The organism is Flavobacterium ginsengisoli (assembly GCF_029625315.1).
Classification (GTDB): domain Bacteria; phylum Bacteroidota; class Bacteroidia; order Flavobacteriales; family Flavobacteriaceae; genus Flavobacterium; species Flavobacterium ginsengisoli.
The window spans coordinates 4945649-4965635 of sequence record NZ_CP121110.1 but is presented as its reverse complement, the minus strand read 5'-3'; the positions used below and the strand labels follow the sequence as shown (position 1 = coordinate 4965635).

The 19987-nt window shown below is 35.0% G+C and carries 12 protein-coding genes and 3 pseudogenes; 6 read left to right on the top strand and 9 right to left on the bottom strand.

The genetic code is table 11. From position 1 onward, the window contains the following. Positions 1–42 precede the first annotated feature (42 nt). From P5P87_RS23585 to P5P87_RS23545, 9 genes and pseudogenes are all read right to left on the bottom strand, one after another. Positions 43–1182 carry an exo-beta-N-acetylmuramidase NamZ family protein gene (locus P5P87_RS23585; RefSeq protein WP_278020790.1) on the bottom strand — a complete coding sequence of 380 codons (1140 nt, stop codon included), beginning with the start codon at positions 1180–1182 and terminating at the stop codon, positions 43–45. Positions 1183–1371: 189 nt separating this feature from the next. After that, on the bottom strand, positions 1372–2676 hold the full coding sequence (locus P5P87_RS23580; protein WP_278020789.1) for a serine hydrolase domain-containing protein: 1305 nt from the start codon (positions 2674–2676) through the stop codon (positions 1372–1374). Between the two features lie 4 nt (positions 2677–2680). After that, entirely contained in the window at positions 2681–3436 is a 756-nt protein-coding gene (locus P5P87_RS23575) for a hypothetical protein (protein ID WP_278020788.1), read from the bottom strand. Further along, positions 3402–5183 carry a beta-N-acetylhexosaminidase gene (locus tag P5P87_RS23570; RefSeq protein WP_278020787.1) on the bottom strand — a complete coding sequence of 594 codons (1782 nt, stop codon included), beginning with the start codon at positions 5181–5183 and terminating at the stop codon, positions 3402–3404. The genes P5P87_RS23575 and P5P87_RS23570 overlap by 35 nt, the downstream gene beginning before the upstream one ends. Before the next feature lie 13 nt (positions 5184–5196). Next, complete coding sequence (locus P5P87_RS23565) at positions 5197–6678, bottom strand: glycoside hydrolase family 10-like protein (protein ID WP_278020786.1); 1482 nt, start codon at positions 6676–6678, stop codon at positions 5197–5199. A 410-nt stretch (positions 6679–7088) separates the two neighbouring features. Beyond that, positions 7089–7430, bottom strand: a complete 342-nt coding sequence (locus tag P5P87_RS23560; protein ID WP_278020785.1) for an alpha/beta hydrolase — start codon at positions 7428–7430, stop codon at positions 7089–7091. Continuing rightward, positions 7396–7917, bottom strand: coding sequence for an alpha/beta hydrolase (locus tag P5P87_RS23555; RefSeq protein ID WP_278020784.1), 522 nt, complete (start codon positions 7915–7917; stop codon positions 7396–7398). The genes P5P87_RS23560 and P5P87_RS23555 overlap by 35 nt, the downstream gene beginning before the upstream one ends. A 55-nt stretch (positions 7918–7972) precedes the next feature. After that, a pseudogene (locus P5P87_RS23550) lies at positions 7973–10889 on the bottom strand (FAD-binding and (Fe-S)-binding domain-containing protein). A gap of 329 nt (positions 10890–11218) precedes the next feature. After that, positions 11219–11968, bottom strand: coding sequence for a DeoR/GlpR family DNA-binding transcription regulator (locus P5P87_RS23545; protein WP_278020783.1), 750 nt, complete (start codon positions 11966–11968; stop codon positions 11219–11221). 247 nt (positions 11969–12215) lie between these two features. Here P5P87_RS23545 and P5P87_RS23540 point away from each other — a divergent pair, with 247 nt between their 5' ends. The 6 genes and pseudogenes from P5P87_RS23540 to murQ all read left to right on the top strand — a co-directional run bounded on the left by P5P87_RS23540 (position 12216) and on the right by murQ (position 19832). After that, on the top strand, positions 12216–15503 hold the full coding sequence (locus P5P87_RS23540) for a SusC/RagA family TonB-linked outer membrane protein (RefSeq protein ID WP_198856548.1): 3288 nt from the start codon (positions 12216–12218) through the stop codon (positions 15501–15503). Between the two features lie 25 nt (positions 15504–15528). Next, positions 15529–16137 carry a RagB/SusD family nutrient uptake outer membrane protein gene (locus tag P5P87_RS23535; protein WP_278020782.1) on the top strand — a complete coding sequence of 203 codons (609 nt, stop codon included), beginning with the start codon at positions 15529–15531 and terminating at the stop codon, positions 16135–16137. Beyond that, the gene (locus P5P87_RS23530) at positions 16082–16342 is read left to right on the top strand and encodes a hypothetical protein (RefSeq protein ID WP_278020781.1); all 261 of its coding nucleotides are present in this window, start codon (positions 16082–16084) and stop codon (positions 16340–16342) included. The genes P5P87_RS23535 and P5P87_RS23530 overlap by 56 nt, the downstream gene beginning before the upstream one ends. Then, entirely contained in the window at positions 16284–17264 is a 981-nt protein-coding gene (locus P5P87_RS23525) for a RagB/SusD family nutrient uptake outer membrane protein (RefSeq protein ID WP_278020780.1), read from the top strand. Before P5P87_RS23530 ends, P5P87_RS23525 begins: the two co-directional genes overlap by 59 nt. Before the next feature lie 236 nt (positions 17265–17500). Then, positions 17501–18704 (top strand): annotated as a pseudogene (locus tag P5P87_RS23520) (exo-beta-N-acetylmuramidase NamZ family protein). A 299-nt stretch (positions 18705–19003) separates the two neighbouring features. Beyond that, positions 19004–19832 (top strand): annotated as a pseudogene (gene murQ, locus P5P87_RS23515) (N-acetylmuramic acid 6-phosphate etherase). Positions 19833–19987: the final 155 nt, after the last annotated feature.

Below are 19987 nucleotides of genomic sequence, written 5' to 3'. Positions count from 1 at the left end.
TTTGTGTGAAATCAAATAAAACGAAAGAAAACCTGAAAGATATTACTTATAAATCAAATATTTAGCTCTCATTTTTTTAAACGCAATTAAACCTTCTTTCCAACTGTTTCTGATTTCTTCTTCCGAAATTCCAGCTTCAATCTGCTGTTGGAGTTTTTCATTTCCTGCGCGAATGGCAAACTTCCTTTTATCAAAAAATTTAGATTTATCTGCTGTTGTCTGATAGGCTTTTATCAACCATTTAATTTCTAATCTGCTTATTCTCGGAATAGAAGACAAATCTTCCCCATTGCATTCTATACCTTTGTATAAAGGATCTTTATCTCCAAAATTAGGTTGTGGAGTAAAAGAGAAATCGCTTTTTGGCAGATAGGGCGAACCGTAAATCTGGAACTGTTTTTCAGTTCCGCGTCCCATGCTCACATTTGTTCCTTCAAAAAGACATAAACTCACGTATAAATTAATCGCCTGATCGTTTGGCAAATTTGGCGAAGGTCTTACAGGCAAACTATAAGAGCTTTTTCTGGTATAATTTAAACATGGAATCACAGTCAAATCACATTGAATACCATCTTTCAGCCATTTTTGTCCGTTGATCATTTTAGCTTCTTCGCCCAAAGTCATTCCGTGCAATAAAGGCGTTGGATGCATTCCGATACCACTTTTAAAAGCAATGTCCAAAACTGGACCATCAACAATCGCAATATTCGGATTGGGACGATCCAACACAATCAGTGGAACATTATTCTCAGCACAGGCTTCCATAATGCGGTGCATTGTAGAAACGTAAGTATATAATCGCGTTCCAACATCCTGCAAATCAAAAATCATAACATCGATTCCTTTTAATTGCTCTGGAGTTGGTTTATTGTTTTTTCCGTAAAGCGAAACAATCTGCAAACCAGTTTTAGAATCTATTTCGTCAGATACATTTTCTCCAGCATCAGCCGTTCCTCTAAAACCGTGTTCTGGTGCAAAAATGCTTTTTATTTTTACTTTTTGTTCTACTAAAAAATCGACTAAATGTTTTTCTTTAGTGATAATTCCCGTTTGGTTAGTTAGAATTCCTACGGTTTTACCTTTTAATAAAGGCAGGTATTTTTCAGAATTCTCAGCGCCAGTTCTTATTTGCTGTGCAAAAGAAACCGCTGAAATTAATATGCAAATTATTATATTTTTCATGGTAATTATTTTTTCATCTTGCCACAGATTAAAAGGATTAAAATGATTTTGCCTCTCGCAGATTCCGCAGATTTAGCAGATAATTTTTAAAAATAAAATCTCCTAAATCTGCGGAATCTGCGAGAAAAATTTTTAGATTTTGTGTCACAATAAAAAATCATTTTAATCCTTTTAATCTGTGGCAAATTTTTATTTATTAATCTGTTTCCAGATTTTAGCACTAAAATCGTCTTTGTACATTAATCTGTTTGTTCTCGTTGGGTTAACTCGATTGGTTAGAATGATTAAAAATCGGTTTGTATTTCTATTCATAAAGAAAAAAGTCCCTGTAAAACCCGTATGCCCAAAATCGTCTTTTGTAAAAAACTCATCTGGTTTTCTTTTATCAAAACCTAAACCGCGATAAATTCCCTCTTTTGCAAGTGGCGAATCTGTAAACTCTTTTACGACATTGGCTTTTAGAATCTGTTTTCCGTTGTAATTTCCGTTGTTCATTAACATTTTACAGATTACGGCAATCGATTCTGCGTTGGCAAACAAACCTGCATTTCCAGAAACGCCTCCAAAAATGGCCGCCGCTTCATCGTGCACATAACCTTTAACAGTATCTTTTCTAAAAAAATTATCTACTTCAGTTGGCATTACAGTATCTATAGAAGTCCATTTTAACGGATTATAGCCAATTTTCGAAATGCCTAATTCGGAATAAATTTCATTTGTGAACTCATCGAGTTTTTTGCCCGTTTTCGTTTCAATCATTTGCTTCACCAAAAGCAAATTTAAATCGCTATACAAATATTTCCCTCTCGGATTTGCATTTGCCTTTGCAATCCTTTCATAAACCGACGGATAAAATTCTGGATTGAGCCACATGTTTTTATAAATCTGAACCCAATTTTCTTTTGGCTCAAAAACCAGATATTTAGAATCGTAAACAATATTTTTGTTCACAAACATATTATCAAAAGGCTCAACATATTGTTCCGATTTTTGATTGCTCAAAAAAGGCGAATTATCTGGTGTAGAAAGCAATGCTTGATAAAAAGTGATACTTGGCGTTAATCCAGAAGTATGCGTTAGCAATTCAAAAAGCGCTAAATCGGAAATCGCTGTGTTTTTGTACATTGGAACAATTTCGCCTACTTGATCTGTCAATTTAATTTCTCCATCTCCAACCAAACGCATTGTTACAAGTGTTGCTCCTAAAACTTTAGACATCGAAGCCAAATCAAAAACATCATCTGATTTTACTAATTGCTTTTTGGTATAATCGTGATAACCGTAATTTTTGGAAATCACATTAAAATCTCCTGTACCCACGATAATTTGCGCTCCTGGAAAAAAGCCTTTTTCAAGCGCATTTGTCATCATCGAATCAATATAAACCTCATTTCTTTTTACATCAAAAGATTGCTTTGCCTTTTTCTGCGAATAACCTTTTACTCCCAAGAAAATCAAGGAAACCATTATAATTTTAATACCAATATTTTTCATAGTACTATGGATTAATTTTTAAGTCCTGTCCTGCCATCAAAGGCTCATTATTGGTTCCTGTAATTTGTATTCTAACCGCTTTTATAGGCTGTTTCGGATAAATTGATGCGTTTCCGTAATCAAAATTATCGCCTTTTATAAAATCAGTTCCATTGTATGAAAACTCAACATAACCGTTGTTTATTATAAATCTCGGATGATGCGGAATTCCAGTTAAAACATCTATTTTAGAAGACACTACAGGATTCGTAAAAGTATACAAAATCCAATCGCCATCTTTGCAGGCAACATCGGTACGCAAATAGGTTTCTTCATTATAATCTTCCAGATTCGCAATTGGAAACTTCGGATTTTCTGCCATCGAAGAAGTCACTTTCACTTCTGGTTCCTGATAAGGCGTACAATTGAATTTTACATTTGTCGCAGATTTTTTCTCTTCTTTATTTTCGACTGTAAAGTCTAATCGATACGTATTTTTTTCATTATAATTTTCAATCAAAAATCTTAGGCGAGGTTTTGATTTTAGTGCTTTTTCATCTGCATAAGTCCGAATTAATTTATCGTTTTCAAAAAGCGAAACATTTTTGATTGTTCCGTTTGCTCCATCATCTGTCGGATTGAAAGTCAAATACCAGATTCCTTTTCTATCAACATGTTCAGTAATATTTTCAGAAATAGTCAAGACTTCTGCTTTAGAGGTATTCCAATTCGCAACAGGCAATTTTTCAGCTTTTACTGCTGGACTTGCTCGCATATTCATTAAAAAATACTCTAAACATATAGCGTTCGTAATCTTTCGTTTGGATTGGCTCTGTGTATAGAGGCGATTGTCTTGTTGGCTCATTTCCATCTTTATCAAATCGCACAACAGCACCTTTATAAGGTGGCGTTACAGTAATTGTTCCGTTTTTATAAATCGCTGTTGGAGGAAAATCTCTAAAAGCAATTCCCATATCTGCCAATCTTTGCAAATGACTGTGAGTTAATCTTCCGTAAAAATCGTCCCAGTTTTTATCTTCTTTTTTAGACCATCCAATTTCAGACAACGCACTGATTCTCGGATAACTTTGATATTCCATAATTCTTGCAGGACGATCCAAATATTCGCTCCACAAAGCACCTTGAACTCCGATTATATTTTTTTGTTCTTCTGGAGTTAAATCAGTATCTGGAATTGGTTCAAACGAATAGGCTCTTTTGGTATCTGTGATTGCAGCCCAACGATGGCCGCGTTCTGTTTCAGATTGTGCCATATCGTAATACGTAAATTGTCCTGGCATCATGATGGTTTTATACCCTTTTTTTGCAGATTCAATTCCATAACTAATTCCTTGCCAAGCAGAAATCAACGTGTTCGGATCAATTTCTCCGCCTTTCAGGATTTCGTTCCATCCATCTGTTTTTTTATGGTATTTGTCTACAATTTTCTGTACTCTTCTAAAGAAATAATTTTGAAGCTGAAAACTATCTGTAAATCCTTCCTTTGCCATCAAAGCTTGACATTTTGGACAATGTTCCCAATTGGCGCGATTGACTTCGTCTCCCGCGATATGAATATATTCAAAAGGAAATAATCCAGATACTTCTCTAATAATCGAATCTAGGAGATCATAATTTTCTTCACGCCCAACACACCAAACATTTTTCACTTCTCCCTGAACACTTTTTAGTTCCTGCGTTATCGCACAACCTACTTCTGGATAAGAAGCCGTTACCGCACGCGAATGTCCCGGTATTTCGATTTCTGGCATTACAGAAATACCTCGATCTACTGCATAAGCCACCACTTCTTTAATATCTTCTTGTGTATAGAAACCTCCGTAACGTTTGTCACCAGAGCCATAAGAAGGAAGCAAAACTTCGCCTGGTCCTCTCCAAGCGCCTTTTAAAGTTAAATCTGGAAGTGATTTAATTTCGATTCTCCAGCCGTTATCGTCTGTTAAATGCCAATGAAAAACATTCATTTTATGAGCGGCCAACCAGTCAATATAATTTTTTACGGTTTGTTTATCGAAGAATTGTCTTGAACAATCCAACATCATTCCACGCCAGTCAAAACGAGGATAATCTTCTATTTTTACAAACGGAACGGTTCCTTTTTTAACTTCTTTTGCAGAACAAATTTGAAGTAAAGTCTGGAATCCATTTAAAACTCCTTTTTCTGTTTTTCCTCTTACGAAAATTCCGTTTTGGTTTATTTCTAATTGATAACCTTCATTTGGAAGATCCAATTTCTTATCAACCAGAAATGAAATATTATTTTTTCCGTGTTTTTTTCCAATTGAAAAAATTGGGTTTATTCTAGTATTTTTTGAAAAACCTGTTGCAATGTAAGCGGCACTGTTTTTTAGTTTTTTGTCTACAACAATTTTTAATGGTGAAGGCAAAACAAACTGACCCGCACTTTGCTGAACAGATACCGGTTTCGGAATTAGGTCTAATTTTTGGGCTTGTACAAAACTAAGCGAACTTAGAAATAGGGCTAATAGAAGAATACTTTTTCTCATTTCTTTTTATATTTTATTTTATTGAAAATTCAATCGGACTGCTTTCTGTCTGGGTCTGACTCAAAGCCGTGAGCGCATAAACATAGTTTTCCAAATCGGCGTTTGGCACTTCTAGTTTTAGAGCTGTTGTCACATAATAAATATTCTCTGGATTTGAGAAATCGGTAATTCTTCTTTTAGGGAATTTGTAGATTACATATTTTTTGTCGTTTAATGCCGCTTTCCAAGTTAAAACTGCTTTGTCTCCTTTTTTGGCAATTACTGCATTTGTTGGTGGTTCGGGTTTTAACCTTGTAATTCTATTGGCTTCGGGAGTTAGAGCGATATATTTATATTCTTTTTCAATAAGAGGATTTCTAAGTGTATCTCCTTTTTTTAGAAAAGTCGAAGCAGTAAAATGCATCGAACCATCAATTTGAGGCATTTTACGAATCATTTCAATCTGCTTCACGATTTGATCAGGACTTCTCCACTCCGGCTCTTTAGCCGATGTTGAAATTTTATAATCGCCATGACCAATATAAACATTAGCTCCATATTTGTGTTCTGCCCACCATTTTGCCAGAACTTCAAAATTGGCGCGGTCAAAACCAATATGCCAGTATAATTGAGGTGTTACATAATCGATCCAGTTTTCTTTTTGCCATTTTAAGATATTCGCATACAAATCATCATAATTTGTTGCTCCAGCAACGGTATTAGAACCTTGCGAATCTTTGGCAATATTTCGCCAAACCCCAAAAGGTGAAATTCCGAATTCGACTTCTGGTTTATTGGCAATAATGGTATCTCTGATTTGCTTGATAATTAAATCGACATTGTCTCTTCTCCAATCATCTTTATCTTTAAACTGGCGCGGTTCTTTGGCAAATGCTTTATCATCTGGAAATTCTTGTCCTGCAATTTTATACGGATAAAAATAATCATCCATGTGAACTGCCTGAATATCGTATTTACGAACAATCTCGCCCACAACAGAAGCCACAAAATCTCTGGTTTCCTTTAAACCCGGATTAAAATATCTCGTTTTTCCGTAAGTCAGGAAAAGGTCTGGTCTTTTAAAATATAAATGATTTTTTGAAAGTACATCTCTAACGGTATCTTTCTGAACACGATACGGGTTAAGCCAAACATGCACATTCATTCCACGTTTTCCCGCTTCATCGATCATCATCTGCAACGGATCGAAACCTGGGGCAACGCCTTGCATTCCGGTTAACCAATGCGATGCTGGTTCTTTTGTTGATTTATAAAATGCATCGGCAGTTGGACGAATTTGAAAAATTACGGTATTCATATTATAAGAACGTAGATTATCCAAAATGGCAATCATTTCGTTCTTCATTTCTTTGTCTGATAATCCTGGTTTAGAAGGCCAGTCGATATTTTCTACGGTAGAAATCCAAGCGGCTCGCATTTCTCTTTTTGGAGATTGCTGACTGAAAATTTTAGTCTGAATCAGCAATACCAAAATCATAATTTTTAGGCTTTTCATAAATTATTATTTTAGGTAGTTAGTATAATATTGTTGCAGAAAAGTTTAACCGCAAAGGGCGCAGTGGTTTACGCTATGTTTGCAAAAGTTTCTTTTCCTTATTTTAAATCTCGCAAAGGCGCAGAGGCGCATTTTTTTTATTATTTGATGGTTATTTTTCTCTCGCAGATTCAATGGATTTAATTTGTTGCAAAAAAATCTTTTTAATCCTTTAATCTGTGGCTATTTTTACTCTCGCAGATTTAATTCGCGGAAATTTGTGCAATTCGTGGCGAATATTTTTTTAATCCTTTATCCCGATAACTATCGGGAGTGGCAAAAAAATACCTAACAGGTTTTGAAAACCTGTTAGGATAACCAACCAAAATTTATGCATTACGAATTATCGGTAGTTCGCAATGCACTTAACGTTACTTTGTTTTTATGTTTTCGTTGAAGAAATCATGAAAAAACAAAAGCTGATATTTTAAAGAATTCTCCCAATATTTAAGATTATGTTCGCCTGGACGTTCTATATAATCGTGATTTATTTTCATGTCCAACATTTTTGCATGCAGTTCTCTGTTTACTTTCATAAAGAAATCGTCAACTCCACAATCAATAATTAATTTTAATTTATTGTCTTTTACCAAATCAAGCATATTGGTAACTGTATTTTGATTCCAATTTTCTGGAAATTCTGTAATTGGTCCTAATCGTTTTTTGATATCCCAATTTTCAGGAAACGGACGAAAATCTACGCCTCCGCTCATACTTCCTGCTTGCTCCAAATACATCTTGGTGTTTAAAAGACAAATACAAAGCACCATGTCCGCCCATACTTAAACCTGAAATGGCTCTTCCTTTACGGTCTGAAATGGTTCTGAATTGTTTGTCAATAAAAGGAACTAATTCTTTTACTACATAAGTTTCGTATTTAAAAGTTGGATCTATCGGACTGTCAAAGTACCAGCTTGAATAATTTCCGTCTACACCAACTATAATGAATCCGAATTGATCAACTTGTTTTTCCAATTCTTTAAAATCTTTTGCCCAAGAACCATAATTTCCGCTGTAGCCATGAAGCAGATAAACTACAGGAAATGCTTTCTTGCTCTTTTTATAATTGTCTGGAACCATAACACAAGTTTTAATATTCTTCTGCATCGAAGGACTAAAAACTTGCAAAGTATCAACCTTCGCCGCTTGAACTGCAAAGGCTATAAAAAGAAGAAAGAAAGTGTAAATTGTTTTTTTCATAATTGATGTTTTTATAAAATAATATTTTTGAAAAGCACTGGGAAAATACAAAAAATTATTTCAAACAATCTTTTAAAATAGTTACGGGATGCATGGCCTTTCTGCTCGTTCCATCAAAAATCTGATGGCGGCAGCTTGTTCCTGCGGCTGCAATTTCTGTTGATGATTCTGTTGCCCTAATTTTCGGAAACAGCGTATCTTCTCCCATCTTCATACTGATTTCGTAATGTTCTTTTTCATAACCAAATGAACCCGCCATTCCGCAACAGCCCGAATTATAAATCGTAACGGTATTATTTTTTGGAAGATTCAACATTGCAAAAGAAGCTTCAACAGAGCTCAATGATTTTTGATGGCAATGCCCATGGATTTTGATAGTTTTCTCTTTTTCAGAAAATTGATTTGCATGAATTTTTCCGTTGCCAATTTCTCTTTTAAAAAACTCTTCGACTGTAAAGGTATTTTTCGCTAATTTCTCTGCACTTTCTTTATCTGCAGCCAATCGGATATATTCGTCTCTGAAAGTCAATATGGCTGAAGGTTCAAGACCTATTAAAGGTGTGTTTTCAGAAATTATATTTTTAAAGGTATTGACATTTTTATTGGCAATTTCCTGCGCCTCTTCTAGAAAACCTTTTGAAATAAAGGCTCTTCCGCTTTCTTCATGCTCAATTATAATTACTCTGTAACCTAATTTTGTCAATAATTCGTAAGCATCAATTCCGACTGAAACATCGTAGTAATTGGTAAATTCATCACAGAAAAGATAAACGCCGCCGTTTTCAAAAGCGCTGTCTACGTAATGCTTTTTGTTCTTTTCGTGCCATTTTCTAAAGGTCTTTGGAGCCAATAAAGGCACCTGTCTTTCAGGCGCAATTCCCATACGTTTTTTAACAAACGAAAGATTCGAAGCCCAATTGGTAATAGATGGCGCAATGCTTCCCACTTCATTCAATTTCGAATTGAAAGCAAATATTTTATTTCGGAAAGAAAATCCGTTTGCTTTTTGGTATTGGTATAAAAATTCTGCTTTTAAAGTTGCCACATCTACATTGCTTGGACATTCGCTCGCGCAGGCTTTACAGCTCACACACAATTCAAAAACTTTATATAATTCTTCGTGATCGAATTTATTTTCTTTTTCAGAATTCGTCAGATATTCTCTTAAAGCGTTGGCACGTGCACGTGTAGTATCTTTTTCGTTTCTTGTGGCACGATAACTCGGACATAAAGTTCCGCCTGCAGAAGGCATTTTACGGCAATCGCCCGAACCGTTGCATTTTTCAGCAAGCACGCAAAACTCCTAAACTATCAGAGAAATCTTGAATGGTTTTTATCTCAGGTTCTACCCTTCCCGCTTCAAAACGAAGATTTTCATCCATTTTAGAAGCATTTACAATTTTCCCAACATTCAAAATCGTATTAGGATCAAATGCTTTTTTTACTCGTTTTAGCAGTTCGTAGTTTTTATCGCCAATCATAAAAGGTAAAAACTCTCCGCGTAGAATTCCATCGCCATGTTCACCGCTTAACGAACCTCTATATTTTTTCACCAAATGGGCTACTTCAGTAGATAAATTTCTGAACTGATGCAATCCTTCTTTTGTTTTTAAATTTATCTTCGGACGCAAATGCAACTCTCCCGCTCCAGCATGTGCATAGTAAATAGCACTTTGTCCGTGTCTTTCCATCATTGCTGCAAAATCGGCAATATAATTGGGAAGATCGCTCAATTCTACCGCTGTATCTTCAATAGAATCGGCAGCTTTGTCGTCTCCTACAATACTTCCTAAAAGTCCAAGACCAGCTTTTCTTACCTCATTTACTTTGTCAATATCGGTTCCATAGATTTTTGGCAACGCATATCCGAAACCATTATTTTCTAAATCTTTAATTAATGCATCGGCTTGCAATTCGGCATCTTCCATGCTAATGTGCGATCCCACTTCAAGCATAATAACAGCTTTTGGTTCGCCCACAATAAAGAATCGATTTTTAGCTTGTTCTCTATTGGTTTTGGTACAATCTAAAATCGTATCATCCATCATTTCGCAAGTGTACAAATGATGTTTCATGGCAGTGACAACGGCTTCTAAACTTTCCTGAATGGTATGAAAATGTGCCACAACCATGATGTTATTGGTTGGCGGCAAATCGTCTACTTTCAAGGTAATTTCTGTAGTAAATGCCAAAGTTCCTTCACTTCCGCAAAGCAGTTTTCCTAAATTGATGGTATCTTCTGTTCCCGAAAAAAGTTTTGATTTCAGTAAAACATCAATTGCGTAACCTGTATTTCGTCTGTGAATTTCTGGTTTTGGAAATTCTTTTAAAATTTCTTCCTGATTTTCTTTGCTCGAAAGTTCGTCGTAAATGGTTTTGTAAATTTTATTTTCTAAAGAATCGCCTTTAGTTTTTTCGATAAATTCTTCAGAAGTTAAATCTTTAAATATTGCGGTAGTTCCGTCACTTAAAACGGCCTTTATTTCTACAATTTTATCTCGGGTAACGCCATAACGAATTGAGGTTGTTCCTGACGAATTATTTCCAACCATTCCGCCAATCATACATCTATTGGTAGTTGATGTAGTTGGAGCAAAAAATAATCCGTGAGGTTTTAAATATATATTCAGTTCATCACGAATTACTCCAGGCTGAACTGTTATGGTTTTATTTTTAGGATCAAAAGAAACAATTTTATTAAAATGTTTCGAAACATCGACAATGATTCCGCTTCCGATAGTTTGACCTGCAAGCGAAGTTCCTGCTGTTCTAGGCGTTATAGAAATTTTATTTTTTGAAGCGAACCGAATAATATTTACAATATCATTTTCTGATTTTGGAATCGCCACGGCAAGAGGCATAATTCTATAAGCAGAGGCATCTGTAGCGTATATTTTTTTATGAAGATCATCATAAAAAAGAGTTCCTTCTAGCGAGGTTTCTAATTCTTGTAGTTGAAGAGAATCGGACATTTAATTAGTTCTGTTGCTTTTGGTTCTTTAATACATGTTTTATTTCTGCGCTTCACTAAAAAGTTGTTTGGCAAAAACAATACATTCTAAATTTTATTAGAATTTGATATTTATTAAAGTTCCTCGTAAAAGCTTTGAACTTCTTTTAACGCACCAAAGAAATGGCAAGTAAACCAAGAAATGATTTTCATAAATATACCTGACTAATAAAATTAGTTTTAACAAATATAGATACAAAAAGCATACAAATACATTATTTTGCGTTTTTTAACATAATTAAATTAGAATAACGCAACAAAACGCAAAAACTGCATTAAGTAAGTTTAAAATTATAAGATAAAAACACCAGATTTTCTATATTCGTCTAGTTTTTCATCTTCTGGATCTAACTCTGTCACAATCGTATCGAGTTGTGTAAGATCGCATACGCCGTGTGGCATTTTGGTATTTAATTTATTCGAAGCAAACATAGAAACTACTCTATCAGAAGCCTCTATCATTGCTTTTTTGACAATTGAGATTTCATAACCCACTTCTGTAAGTCCTTGTTTGATATTAATACTGCTGGCACCAATGAAACAAATATCGGCTTTGATTTTAGAAACCACCTGAATCACATCCATACCAATGGTTACCATTGCGTTTTTCTGCATTTTGCCTCCAATAAATATTAAATCAATATTTGGATGTTGAGATAATTGCATCGCGATTGGCAAACTATAAGTATATATCGTAGCTTTTAAATTAGCAGGAATTAACTTGGCAAAAACCAAATTGGTGCTTCCTCCACTCATTATAATAACCTGATCGTCATGAAGTAAAGACAATGCTTTTGATACGATTTGTTTTTTTTGTTCTTCTGCAGTTATTGCAATATCAAATACATTTGAAGGTTTCTCTTTAACTTGAACTGCCCCGCCGTACACCTTCTCTAACTGCTTTTTACTGTCCAATTCATTCAAATCTCTTCTTATGGTATCTTCAGACAAATCGAGAGCCAAAGCTAAATCTGTTGTAACAACTTTTTGGTCTTCAATAAGCTTAGTCATTATGTATTTATGTCTTTCGGCTTTCAGCATGTTTTTTAAAAGTTAAAGTTCATCACAAATATATCAAATATTTTAATCTCTATCAGAAAAGACGTTAAAAACTGCAAAAATACGCATTAAGTAGATTTTTAAAATAAATCAAATAAACTTTTTGAGGCAAAACTTGCGTTTTTTTGCGTTATTCAATTTTTTTTCGAAAAAAAATCAAAAATAACGCATTCATATGCAATTAATAAATATATTTGCTCAACAACAACCATAAAAAACCAGATTAATCATGAAAAAGTTACTCTTTATTTCAGTGTTGGTTTTGTGCATTCAAACAGCATTTGGACAAGCAAAAACAGTTACTGGAACAGTAAAAAGCAAATCAGACGGAATTCCAATTCCTGGAGTCAGCGTCGTTATTCAAGGAACAAATAATGGCACTACAACTGACTTTGATGGAAACTACAGCATTTCTGTAGCACCGGGACGAACTCTAAGCTTTAGTTATATGGGTTATGAAACTCAATCAATTAAAGTGGAAAGCCAACAGAAAATAAATGTTGGTCTTACAGAAAGCACTTCGAAACTAGACGAAGTTGTTGTTGTAGGTTTTGCTTCTCAGAAAAAAACCAATTTAACAGGAGCTGTTGCCAATATTGATGTTGCTAAAACAATTGGAAGCAGACCTTTAACTGATGTTAGTAAAGCTTTACAAGGTACTACTCCGGGGGTAAACATTAATTTTAATTCAGGAAATATCAACCGTGCCGCAAAAATAAACATTCGTGGAGCGGGTACAATTAATGGTTCAGACGATCCTTTAATATTAGTAGATGGTGTTCCTACAGATTTATCATTAATTAACCCAAATGATATTGCTACGATGTCTGTACTTAAAGATGCGGCTTCTGCGTCTATCTATGGTGCTCGTGCTGCATTTGGAGTTGTTCTTATTACTACAAAAAGCGGAAAAACAGGCGAAGGAAAAGTGAGATTTTCTTATTCTGCCAATACGGCTTTTACAAACCCAATTTCTACACTTAAATTCTTAGATCCAACAGAAGAAATTCCAGGATTAATTGCCGCAGGAACAAGAACTGATGGTTCTACTCCGGAAATTTTTGGTCAGAATTACAGCATTTTGTTAGACGGAATTAAAAACTGGAAACAAAAATATGCAAACAATCGTACCAGTAATGAAATGGTTTATGGAGAAGATTGGGAAATAAAAAATGGTGTTCCTTATTTCTATAGAGTTTGGGATGCAAACAAAGAATTATATGCAAGCAATGCATTACAAACTACACACAATATTTCTGCTCAAGGAAATTTAGGAGATAAAAGTTCATTCTTTGCTTCGTTCGGATTGACTAACCAAGATGGTATGTTAAGAGTAAATCAGGAAAAAAGACAAAGAATCAACATTAATTTAGGTTTTACAACAAAATTAGCAGATTGGCTTACTGGAGATTTTAAAGTAATGACAATCAACAGTTCTTACGATCAACCATTTAACTATTATGGAGGTTCTGGAACTGATGACACTGGTTACGGAGGTTACTTTGGTTATGCGCTTCGTTGGGGGCAATATTTCCCGAATTTTGGAACCTACAGAGGATACAATTTCCGTACAGCTGGAGGATATTTATCTAATGCTTCTAGAAACGAAAATAACAAACGTAATACTAGAGTAAGCGCTAGATTTACGGCAGATATTACAAAAGATTTAAACCTTATCACTGAAATTAGCAGTGTAAACGATTATTACAACAGAAAACAAAATGGTGGTAAATTCTTAGCATGGGACAGCTGGTCTGCAATGCCATACGATGCCACTACGATTCAAACCGCTACTCCTGCAACTCTAGAAACAGGAAATGATTTTGTTGGACAATCAAAACAAGAATCAACTACAAATGTGGTAAACATTTATGGTAACTATAAAAAACAATTTGACAAGCATAATTTCAAATTCTTAGCTGGTTTCAACTCAGAATGGCAAAATTTATCTCGCAACTACGCAAGAAGAAATACGCTTTTGGACAAATCTAAGCCAGAATTTAACCTTGCAGTTGGTGAACAATTTGTTTCTGGAGCCGCAAACACAGATTTAAATCCAACGGTAACAGAGTACTCGATTGCAGGTTTCTTTGGCCGTGTAAACTATGATTACAACGGAATTTATTTAGTAGAGCTTAATGCTCGTTATGATGGTTCTTCAAGATTTCCAACTAACGAACAATGGGGATTCTTCCCTTCTGCTTCTGTAGGATACAAAATTGTGAACGAGAAATTTATGGAAGGAACACGCAGCTGGTTAAACGATCTTAAATTGCGTGGTTCTATCGGATCAATCGGTAACCAAAACGTTGGAAACAATGCTTTCTTATCGATCATGACAGCTAAAAACCCTTCTTGGGTAAATAGCGGTGCTACTCTTCCGCCTTCTACAAATTTACCAACTAACGTAGATCCTGCATTGACTTGGGAAAAAGTAATGACTAAAGATGTGGGTATTGATATTAAAATTTTGGATATGCTTGGTGCTTCTTTTGACTGGTACCAACGTGATACAAAAGGAATGCTTGCTCCTGGTATAACACTTCCAGGTTCATTTGGACAGACTTCTGCACAAACTAACTCAGGAAACATGAGAACTCAAGGTTGGGAGCTTTCTTTGAACTTTAATAAAAATTTAAGCGAAACTGCTTCTATTTTTGTTGATGTTGCTTTATCTGATTCTAAATCGGTTATTACAAAATGGAATAACACTTCTAAATTATTAGCTTTAGTTACCACTGATACTAAGCCTTACTATGATGGTTACGAGATTGGCCAGATTTGGGGATTAACAAGTGATAGACTTTTACAGGCTGATGACGTAATTACTAATAACGGAAAAACGGTAAATGGTGTTGACTACTCTAAAACAATGGGTGGAAACTTCAAATACGGAGCTGGAGACGTTCACTATGTGGATTTAGATGGTGACGGAGCTATTACTCGTGGAGCGGGAACTGCAGACGATCACGGAGATTTGAAAAAAATTGGTAATTCAACCCCTCGATACAGATATGGTATTACATTGGGTGGTAAATTCCGTGGATTTGATATTTCTACTTTCTTCCAAGGAGTTGGAAAACGTGATTACTGGGCTGCTTCAGATGCTGTATTGCCTTTCTTCCGTGCGCCTCAGCAAATGTATGCAAACCAAGCAGATTACTGGACTCCAGAAAACACAGGTGCTTATTTCCCAAATCCATATTATGGTAACGAAGCAAATACTTTTGGGTCTGGTACTCAAGGCCAGAACAACTTTGTTACTTCAACAAGATATTTATTAGACATGTCTTATTTCCGTCTTAAAAACTTTACTATCGGATACAACTTGCCAGCAGCTCTTGTGAAAAAAGCAGGATTAGAAAAAGTAAGATTATATACTTCTGGTGAAAATATTGCGACTTGGGCAGACAAACGTCTTCCTGTAGATCCTGAAATTGACGAAACAGAAGTTTTCTGGGGAAGAGCTTATCCTTACACAAAAACATGGTCAGTTGGTGTTGATATCTCTTTCTAATTTCTAACTATTCAAAACTCTTACAATGAAAAAATACAATATAAAATCTAAGTTTCTGCTAATATTTGCAACTGCTTTACTAGCAGGAAGCGCAGTTAGCTGTTCAGATTATCTTACTGATGATCCAGCAGATAAATTTACAAACGATAACTTTTGGCAGTCAGAAGATAACGTAAAAACCTTTTCATGGCTTAATTATGATACTTTTTATGGTTATGGAAATGGTACAACAATTGGACTTTCGTTCTTCTACTATCATGGAAGTGATTATAGAGTTGACGATAACTTGTCTGCCTTTACTTTCTACCAAATGCCAGTTACAGCTGCAACTACGAATCTTTATTCTTGGAATGAATATTACACGCTTATCCGTCGTTGCAACCTAATGCTAGAAAAAATCCCGACAGTAAACATGTCGACAGAAAAAAAGAACCATTACATTGGAGTTGCTAAATTTTTTAGAGCTTATACCTATTTCCGTTTAGTGCAAAAATTTGGAGATGTGCCTTACACTGACAAATATTTAGCTCAAGATGATGCTTGCAGTATATGCTCCTTCAAAACCAAGAGCCGAAATTATGGACAACGTAATTGCAGAACTTCAAGAAGCAGCCGATTTGATGCTTGTAAATGATGACAAAAACGTTACGGCAAATAAATACACAGCTTACGCAGCCTTAAGCAATGCTTGTATTTATGAAGGTACTTACAGAAAATACCATTTAGGTCAAGATGGAAGCGTTTACCTTAACAAAGCAAAAGCAGACTTCTTTGATGATTATGAACAATCCAAGCTACAAATTGAATGCAGATTGGAAAGGGCTTTACAACTCAGTTGAATTACTTGGAAATTCAGAGGTGATATTAGCAAAACGTTATTTAACAAACGTATTAATGCACTCTCTTCAAAACTATACAAACACTTCAACAATCCAGTACGGTTTAACAAAATGGGCTGCTGACAGTTATGTAACAACAAACGGATTGCCTATTCAACAAGCTGGAAACAGCCAATACGCAGGAGACGACAATGTTACAAATACATTCACTAACAGAGATCCTCGTTTTAGTAAAACGGTAAATCCTGCTAACTACGGTTACAAAGGAAAACCTTTTGGTACAACAGCTTTAGTTTCAATGTCTGGATATGTATTTGAATTGTACAATAATCCTGCTACAACAGGTCCAGATGTAACTACAGGAGGACGCAACTATACCGATGCTCCATTATTCACTTTAAGTGAAGTGTATTTAAATTATGCTGAAGCTTGTGCTGAATTAGGAACTGCAACAAACGCAGATCTTGATTTATCAATCAACAAAGTGCGTACTCGTGCCGGAATCGCTCCTTTGACTACTGACGGAGTAAATGCTTCTGCAAATGGTGTTCAAATTAACGACCCAAGAAGAACTTCTTCTTTAGAACAATTGACTGGAGTAGTAAATCCGTTAATTTGGGAAGTTCGTCGTGAGCGTCAAATTGAATTCATGAGCTGGACAACATTAAGACAAGCTGATATTTACCGTTGGAAAAAAGGTGATTATTTAGATACAAATAAAAACCCTGACGTTAATCTTGGTGCTAGAATTGGAACTCCAGTTGGATCGCAAACTGTTGTTGATGCAAACGGATATGTAAAAATATACCCAGCAAGCACAAGAACTTTTGAACCTAAGCATTATTTAATGAACATTCCAACGAATGACATTGATTTATACAAAGCTCAAGGTGTAGAATTAAAACAAAATCCAGGTTGGTAATTCGGTAAAAACTGAAAAAACCAAATTTAATAAAACTGCCTCCGACGTGAGACTTTTCGGAGGCAGTATTTTAAAAACACTTTTTTAAAACAAATTGTGACCCCAAAAAACCTGTTCATTCAGGTTGTATCTTGTTAGTTTTTAGATTCCCCAGTCTACCAAAAACAATCATATATTCTCCGATAAAATCTTAATTTTATTAGTCCATTTTGTCTCTAACTAATAACTGTATTAAAATGATAAAATTTATAGCAAAAAGTGCTTTTGTTACAGCATTTCTGTTTTATACTCCGTCTTATTCGGCAGTCATTCAGCCCAATAAAACTATTATTTCAGTAGATAGCAATTACGCTGTTATAAAAACAGGTGCTGACAATTACGAAAAATACCTGCCGCTTTTAAAGGATAAAAAAGTTGGAATTGTAACCAACCAAACCGGAATTTTATCTGACAAAACTCATGTAGTAGATTTTCTATTGGAGAAAAAAATTACTGTTCAGACTATTTTTGCTCCCGAGCACGGATTTAGAGGAACAGCCGATGCCGGCGAACATATCGTTGACGGAAAAGATCCCAAAACAGGCTTGCCAATTATTTCGCTTTATGGCGAAAATAAAAAACCAAAACCAGAGCAGTTATCTGGAATTGATGTCATGATTTTTGACCTGCAAGATGTAGGAGCACGATTCTATACCTACATTTCTTCTTTGCATTATGTAATGGAAGCTTGCGCAGAAAATAACATTCCGCTTATTGTTTTTGATCGTCCAAATCCAAATGGTTCTATCGTAGACGGACCGCTTTTAGAAAAAGAATTTACCAGTTTTGTTGGCATGCACCCTATTCCGCTCCTTCACGGAATGACAATTGGGGAATATGCGCAAATGGTAAATGGAGAAAAATGGCTAAAAGATGGTGATCAATGTAAACTAACCGTTATTCCTTGTGTAGATTACAGCAGAACAATGCCGTACAGTTTATTGGTAAAACCATCTCCGAATTTGCCTAACGATCAGTCTATTAATCTATATGCCAGTTTATGCCTTTTTGAAGGAACAAACGTAAGTATGGGGCGCGGAACTGAGAAACAGTTTCAAATCTACGGCTCCCCGTATTTAACCAAAACCAATTTCAGTTTTACTCCAAAACCCAATTTTGGCGCAAAAGATCCTTTATACAATGGAAAAGAATGTTTTGGCGAAGATTTGACTGCTTATCCGAAATTGAAACAATTAGAACTGAAATGGCTTATTAAAGCGTATCAGAATACCAGCGATAAAACAAAATTCTTTAATGCATTTTTTACCAAACTGGCAGGAACAAAAAAATTACAGCGAGCAAATTGAAAGCGGCGTTTCTGAAGCTCAGATAAGACAATCTTGGAAGAAAGATCTAGAATCTTTCAAAAAAATGCGAACAAAATACCTGATTTATAAATAACATTTCTAATTCAGTTCTCTTAGACTCAATTTTTTAAACACTAGAAACATAGAATTTGATAGACCTACAAAAAAGCGTTTCATTAGCATAAATACACACATATATATTGCTAGCAGAAATGTAGTTCTCTTTGGTTTGCTTTTTAAAGATTGGTTACCTTTTTAAACAAAAATCAAAACCTGTGTTTCTATGTTTTTAAAATTAAATTCTATTCTAAATAAAAATATCAAACTATTAATGTAAAAATAGAGAAGCCTGATAGTAGAAAAATCTCGGTTTCAATAATCAAAAAAAGAAAAATGAAAAATAAAAATCCTGAAACGGAACAAGAATCTTTGTACAAAGACTTGGATCAAATGAGCGTGAAAGAACTTCTTACAAACATTAATACAGAAGACAAAAAAGTTCCGCATATTATTGAAGAGCAAATTCCTAAAATAGAAAAACTGGTTAAAGCCATTGTAAAAAAAATGCAGTTGGGCGGAAGATTATTTTATATCGGAGCTGGAACTTCTGGAAGAATAGGAATTTTAGATGCATCGGAATGTCCGCCAACTTTTGGTGTTCCGCATGATATGATTATCGGAATTATTGCCGGCGGAGACACAGCCATTAGAAAAGCAGTAGAAAATGCCGAAGATGATACCGAACAAGCTTGGAAAGACTTGGCAAAATTCGAAATTTCAAGTTTAGATATGATTATCGGAATTGCTTGCTTCTGGCAATACTCCATACGTTTTAGGCGCTTTGAAAAAAGCTAAAGAACACAACATTAAAACAGGAAGTATTTCTTGTATCAGCAACGGACTAATCGCTCAAGAAGCTGATTATCCGATTGAGTTAATTGTAGGTCCTGAATTCTTAACAGGAAGCACGAGAATGAAAGCAGGAACGGCTCAAAAACTTACTTTAAATATGATTTCTACTTCGGTAATGATCAAATTAGGAAAAGTAAAAGGCAACAAAATGGTTGATATGCAGCTGTCTAACGAAAAATTGGTAAAACGCGGCATCAAGATGATTATGGAAGAACTTGCTATTGAATATGAAGTTGCCGAAGAATTACTGCAAAAACATAAAAGTGTACGAGCTGTTTTATTAGCGCACACCAAAAATCAGGAAAACTAAAAACCACACAATCAAAATCTTTTTATAGATTTATACAAATTCAAAAAGCTGAATAAATTCATTTTTTGGAGTTTTTAACACCGACCTGACAGAGTAAAATCCGTCAGGTCAATTAAAAAATCTTCTTTATCTGAGTTATTTATAAAAACCAAAAA

Bases quoted from the DNA above. Each gene is read 5' to 3' on its own strand.
- P5P87_RS23585 (WP_278020790.1), bottom strand. From the start codon at position 1,182: ATGAAAAATATAATAATTTGCATATTAATTTCAGCGGTTTCTTTTGCA.
- P5P87_RS23580 (WP_278020789.1), bottom strand. From the start codon at position 2,676: ATGAAAAATATTGGTATTAAAATTATAATGGTTTCCTTGATTTTCTTG.
- P5P87_RS23575 (WP_278020788.1), bottom strand. From the start codon at position 3,436: ATGAATATGCGAGCAAGTCCAGCAGTAAAAGCTGAAAAATTGCCTGTT.
- P5P87_RS23570 (WP_278020787.1), bottom strand. From the start codon at position 5,183: ATGAGAAAAAGTATTCTTCTATTAGCCCTATTTCTAAGTTCGCTTAGT.
- P5P87_RS23565 (WP_278020786.1), bottom strand. From the start codon at position 6,678: ATGAAAAGCCTAAAAATTATGATTTTGGTATTGCTGATTCAGACTAAA.
- P5P87_RS23560 (WP_278020785.1), bottom strand. From the start codon at position 7,430: ATGAGCGGAGGCGTAGATTTTCGTCCGTTTCCTGAAAATTGGGATATC.
- P5P87_RS23555 (WP_278020784.1), bottom strand. From the start codon at position 7,917: ATGAAAAAAACAATTTACACTTTCTTTCTTCTTTTTATAGCCTTTGCA.
- P5P87_RS23545 (WP_278020783.1), bottom strand. From the start codon at position 11,968: ATGCTGAAAGCCGAAAGACATAAATACATAATGACTAAGCTTATTGAA.
- P5P87_RS23540 (WP_198856548.1), top strand. From the start codon at position 12,216: ATGAAAAAGTTACTCTTTATTTCAGTGTTGGTTTTGTGCATTCAAACA.
- P5P87_RS23535 (WP_278020782.1), top strand. From the start codon at position 15,529: ATGAAAAAATACAATATAAAATCTAAGTTTCTGCTAATATTTGCAACT.
- P5P87_RS23530 (WP_278020781.1), top strand. From the start codon at position 16,082: ATGGACAACGTAATTGCAGAACTTCAAGAAGCAGCCGATTTGATGCTT.
- P5P87_RS23525 (WP_278020780.1), top strand. From the start codon at position 16,284: ATGAACAATCCAAGCTACAAATTGAATGCAGATTGGAAAGGGCTTTAC.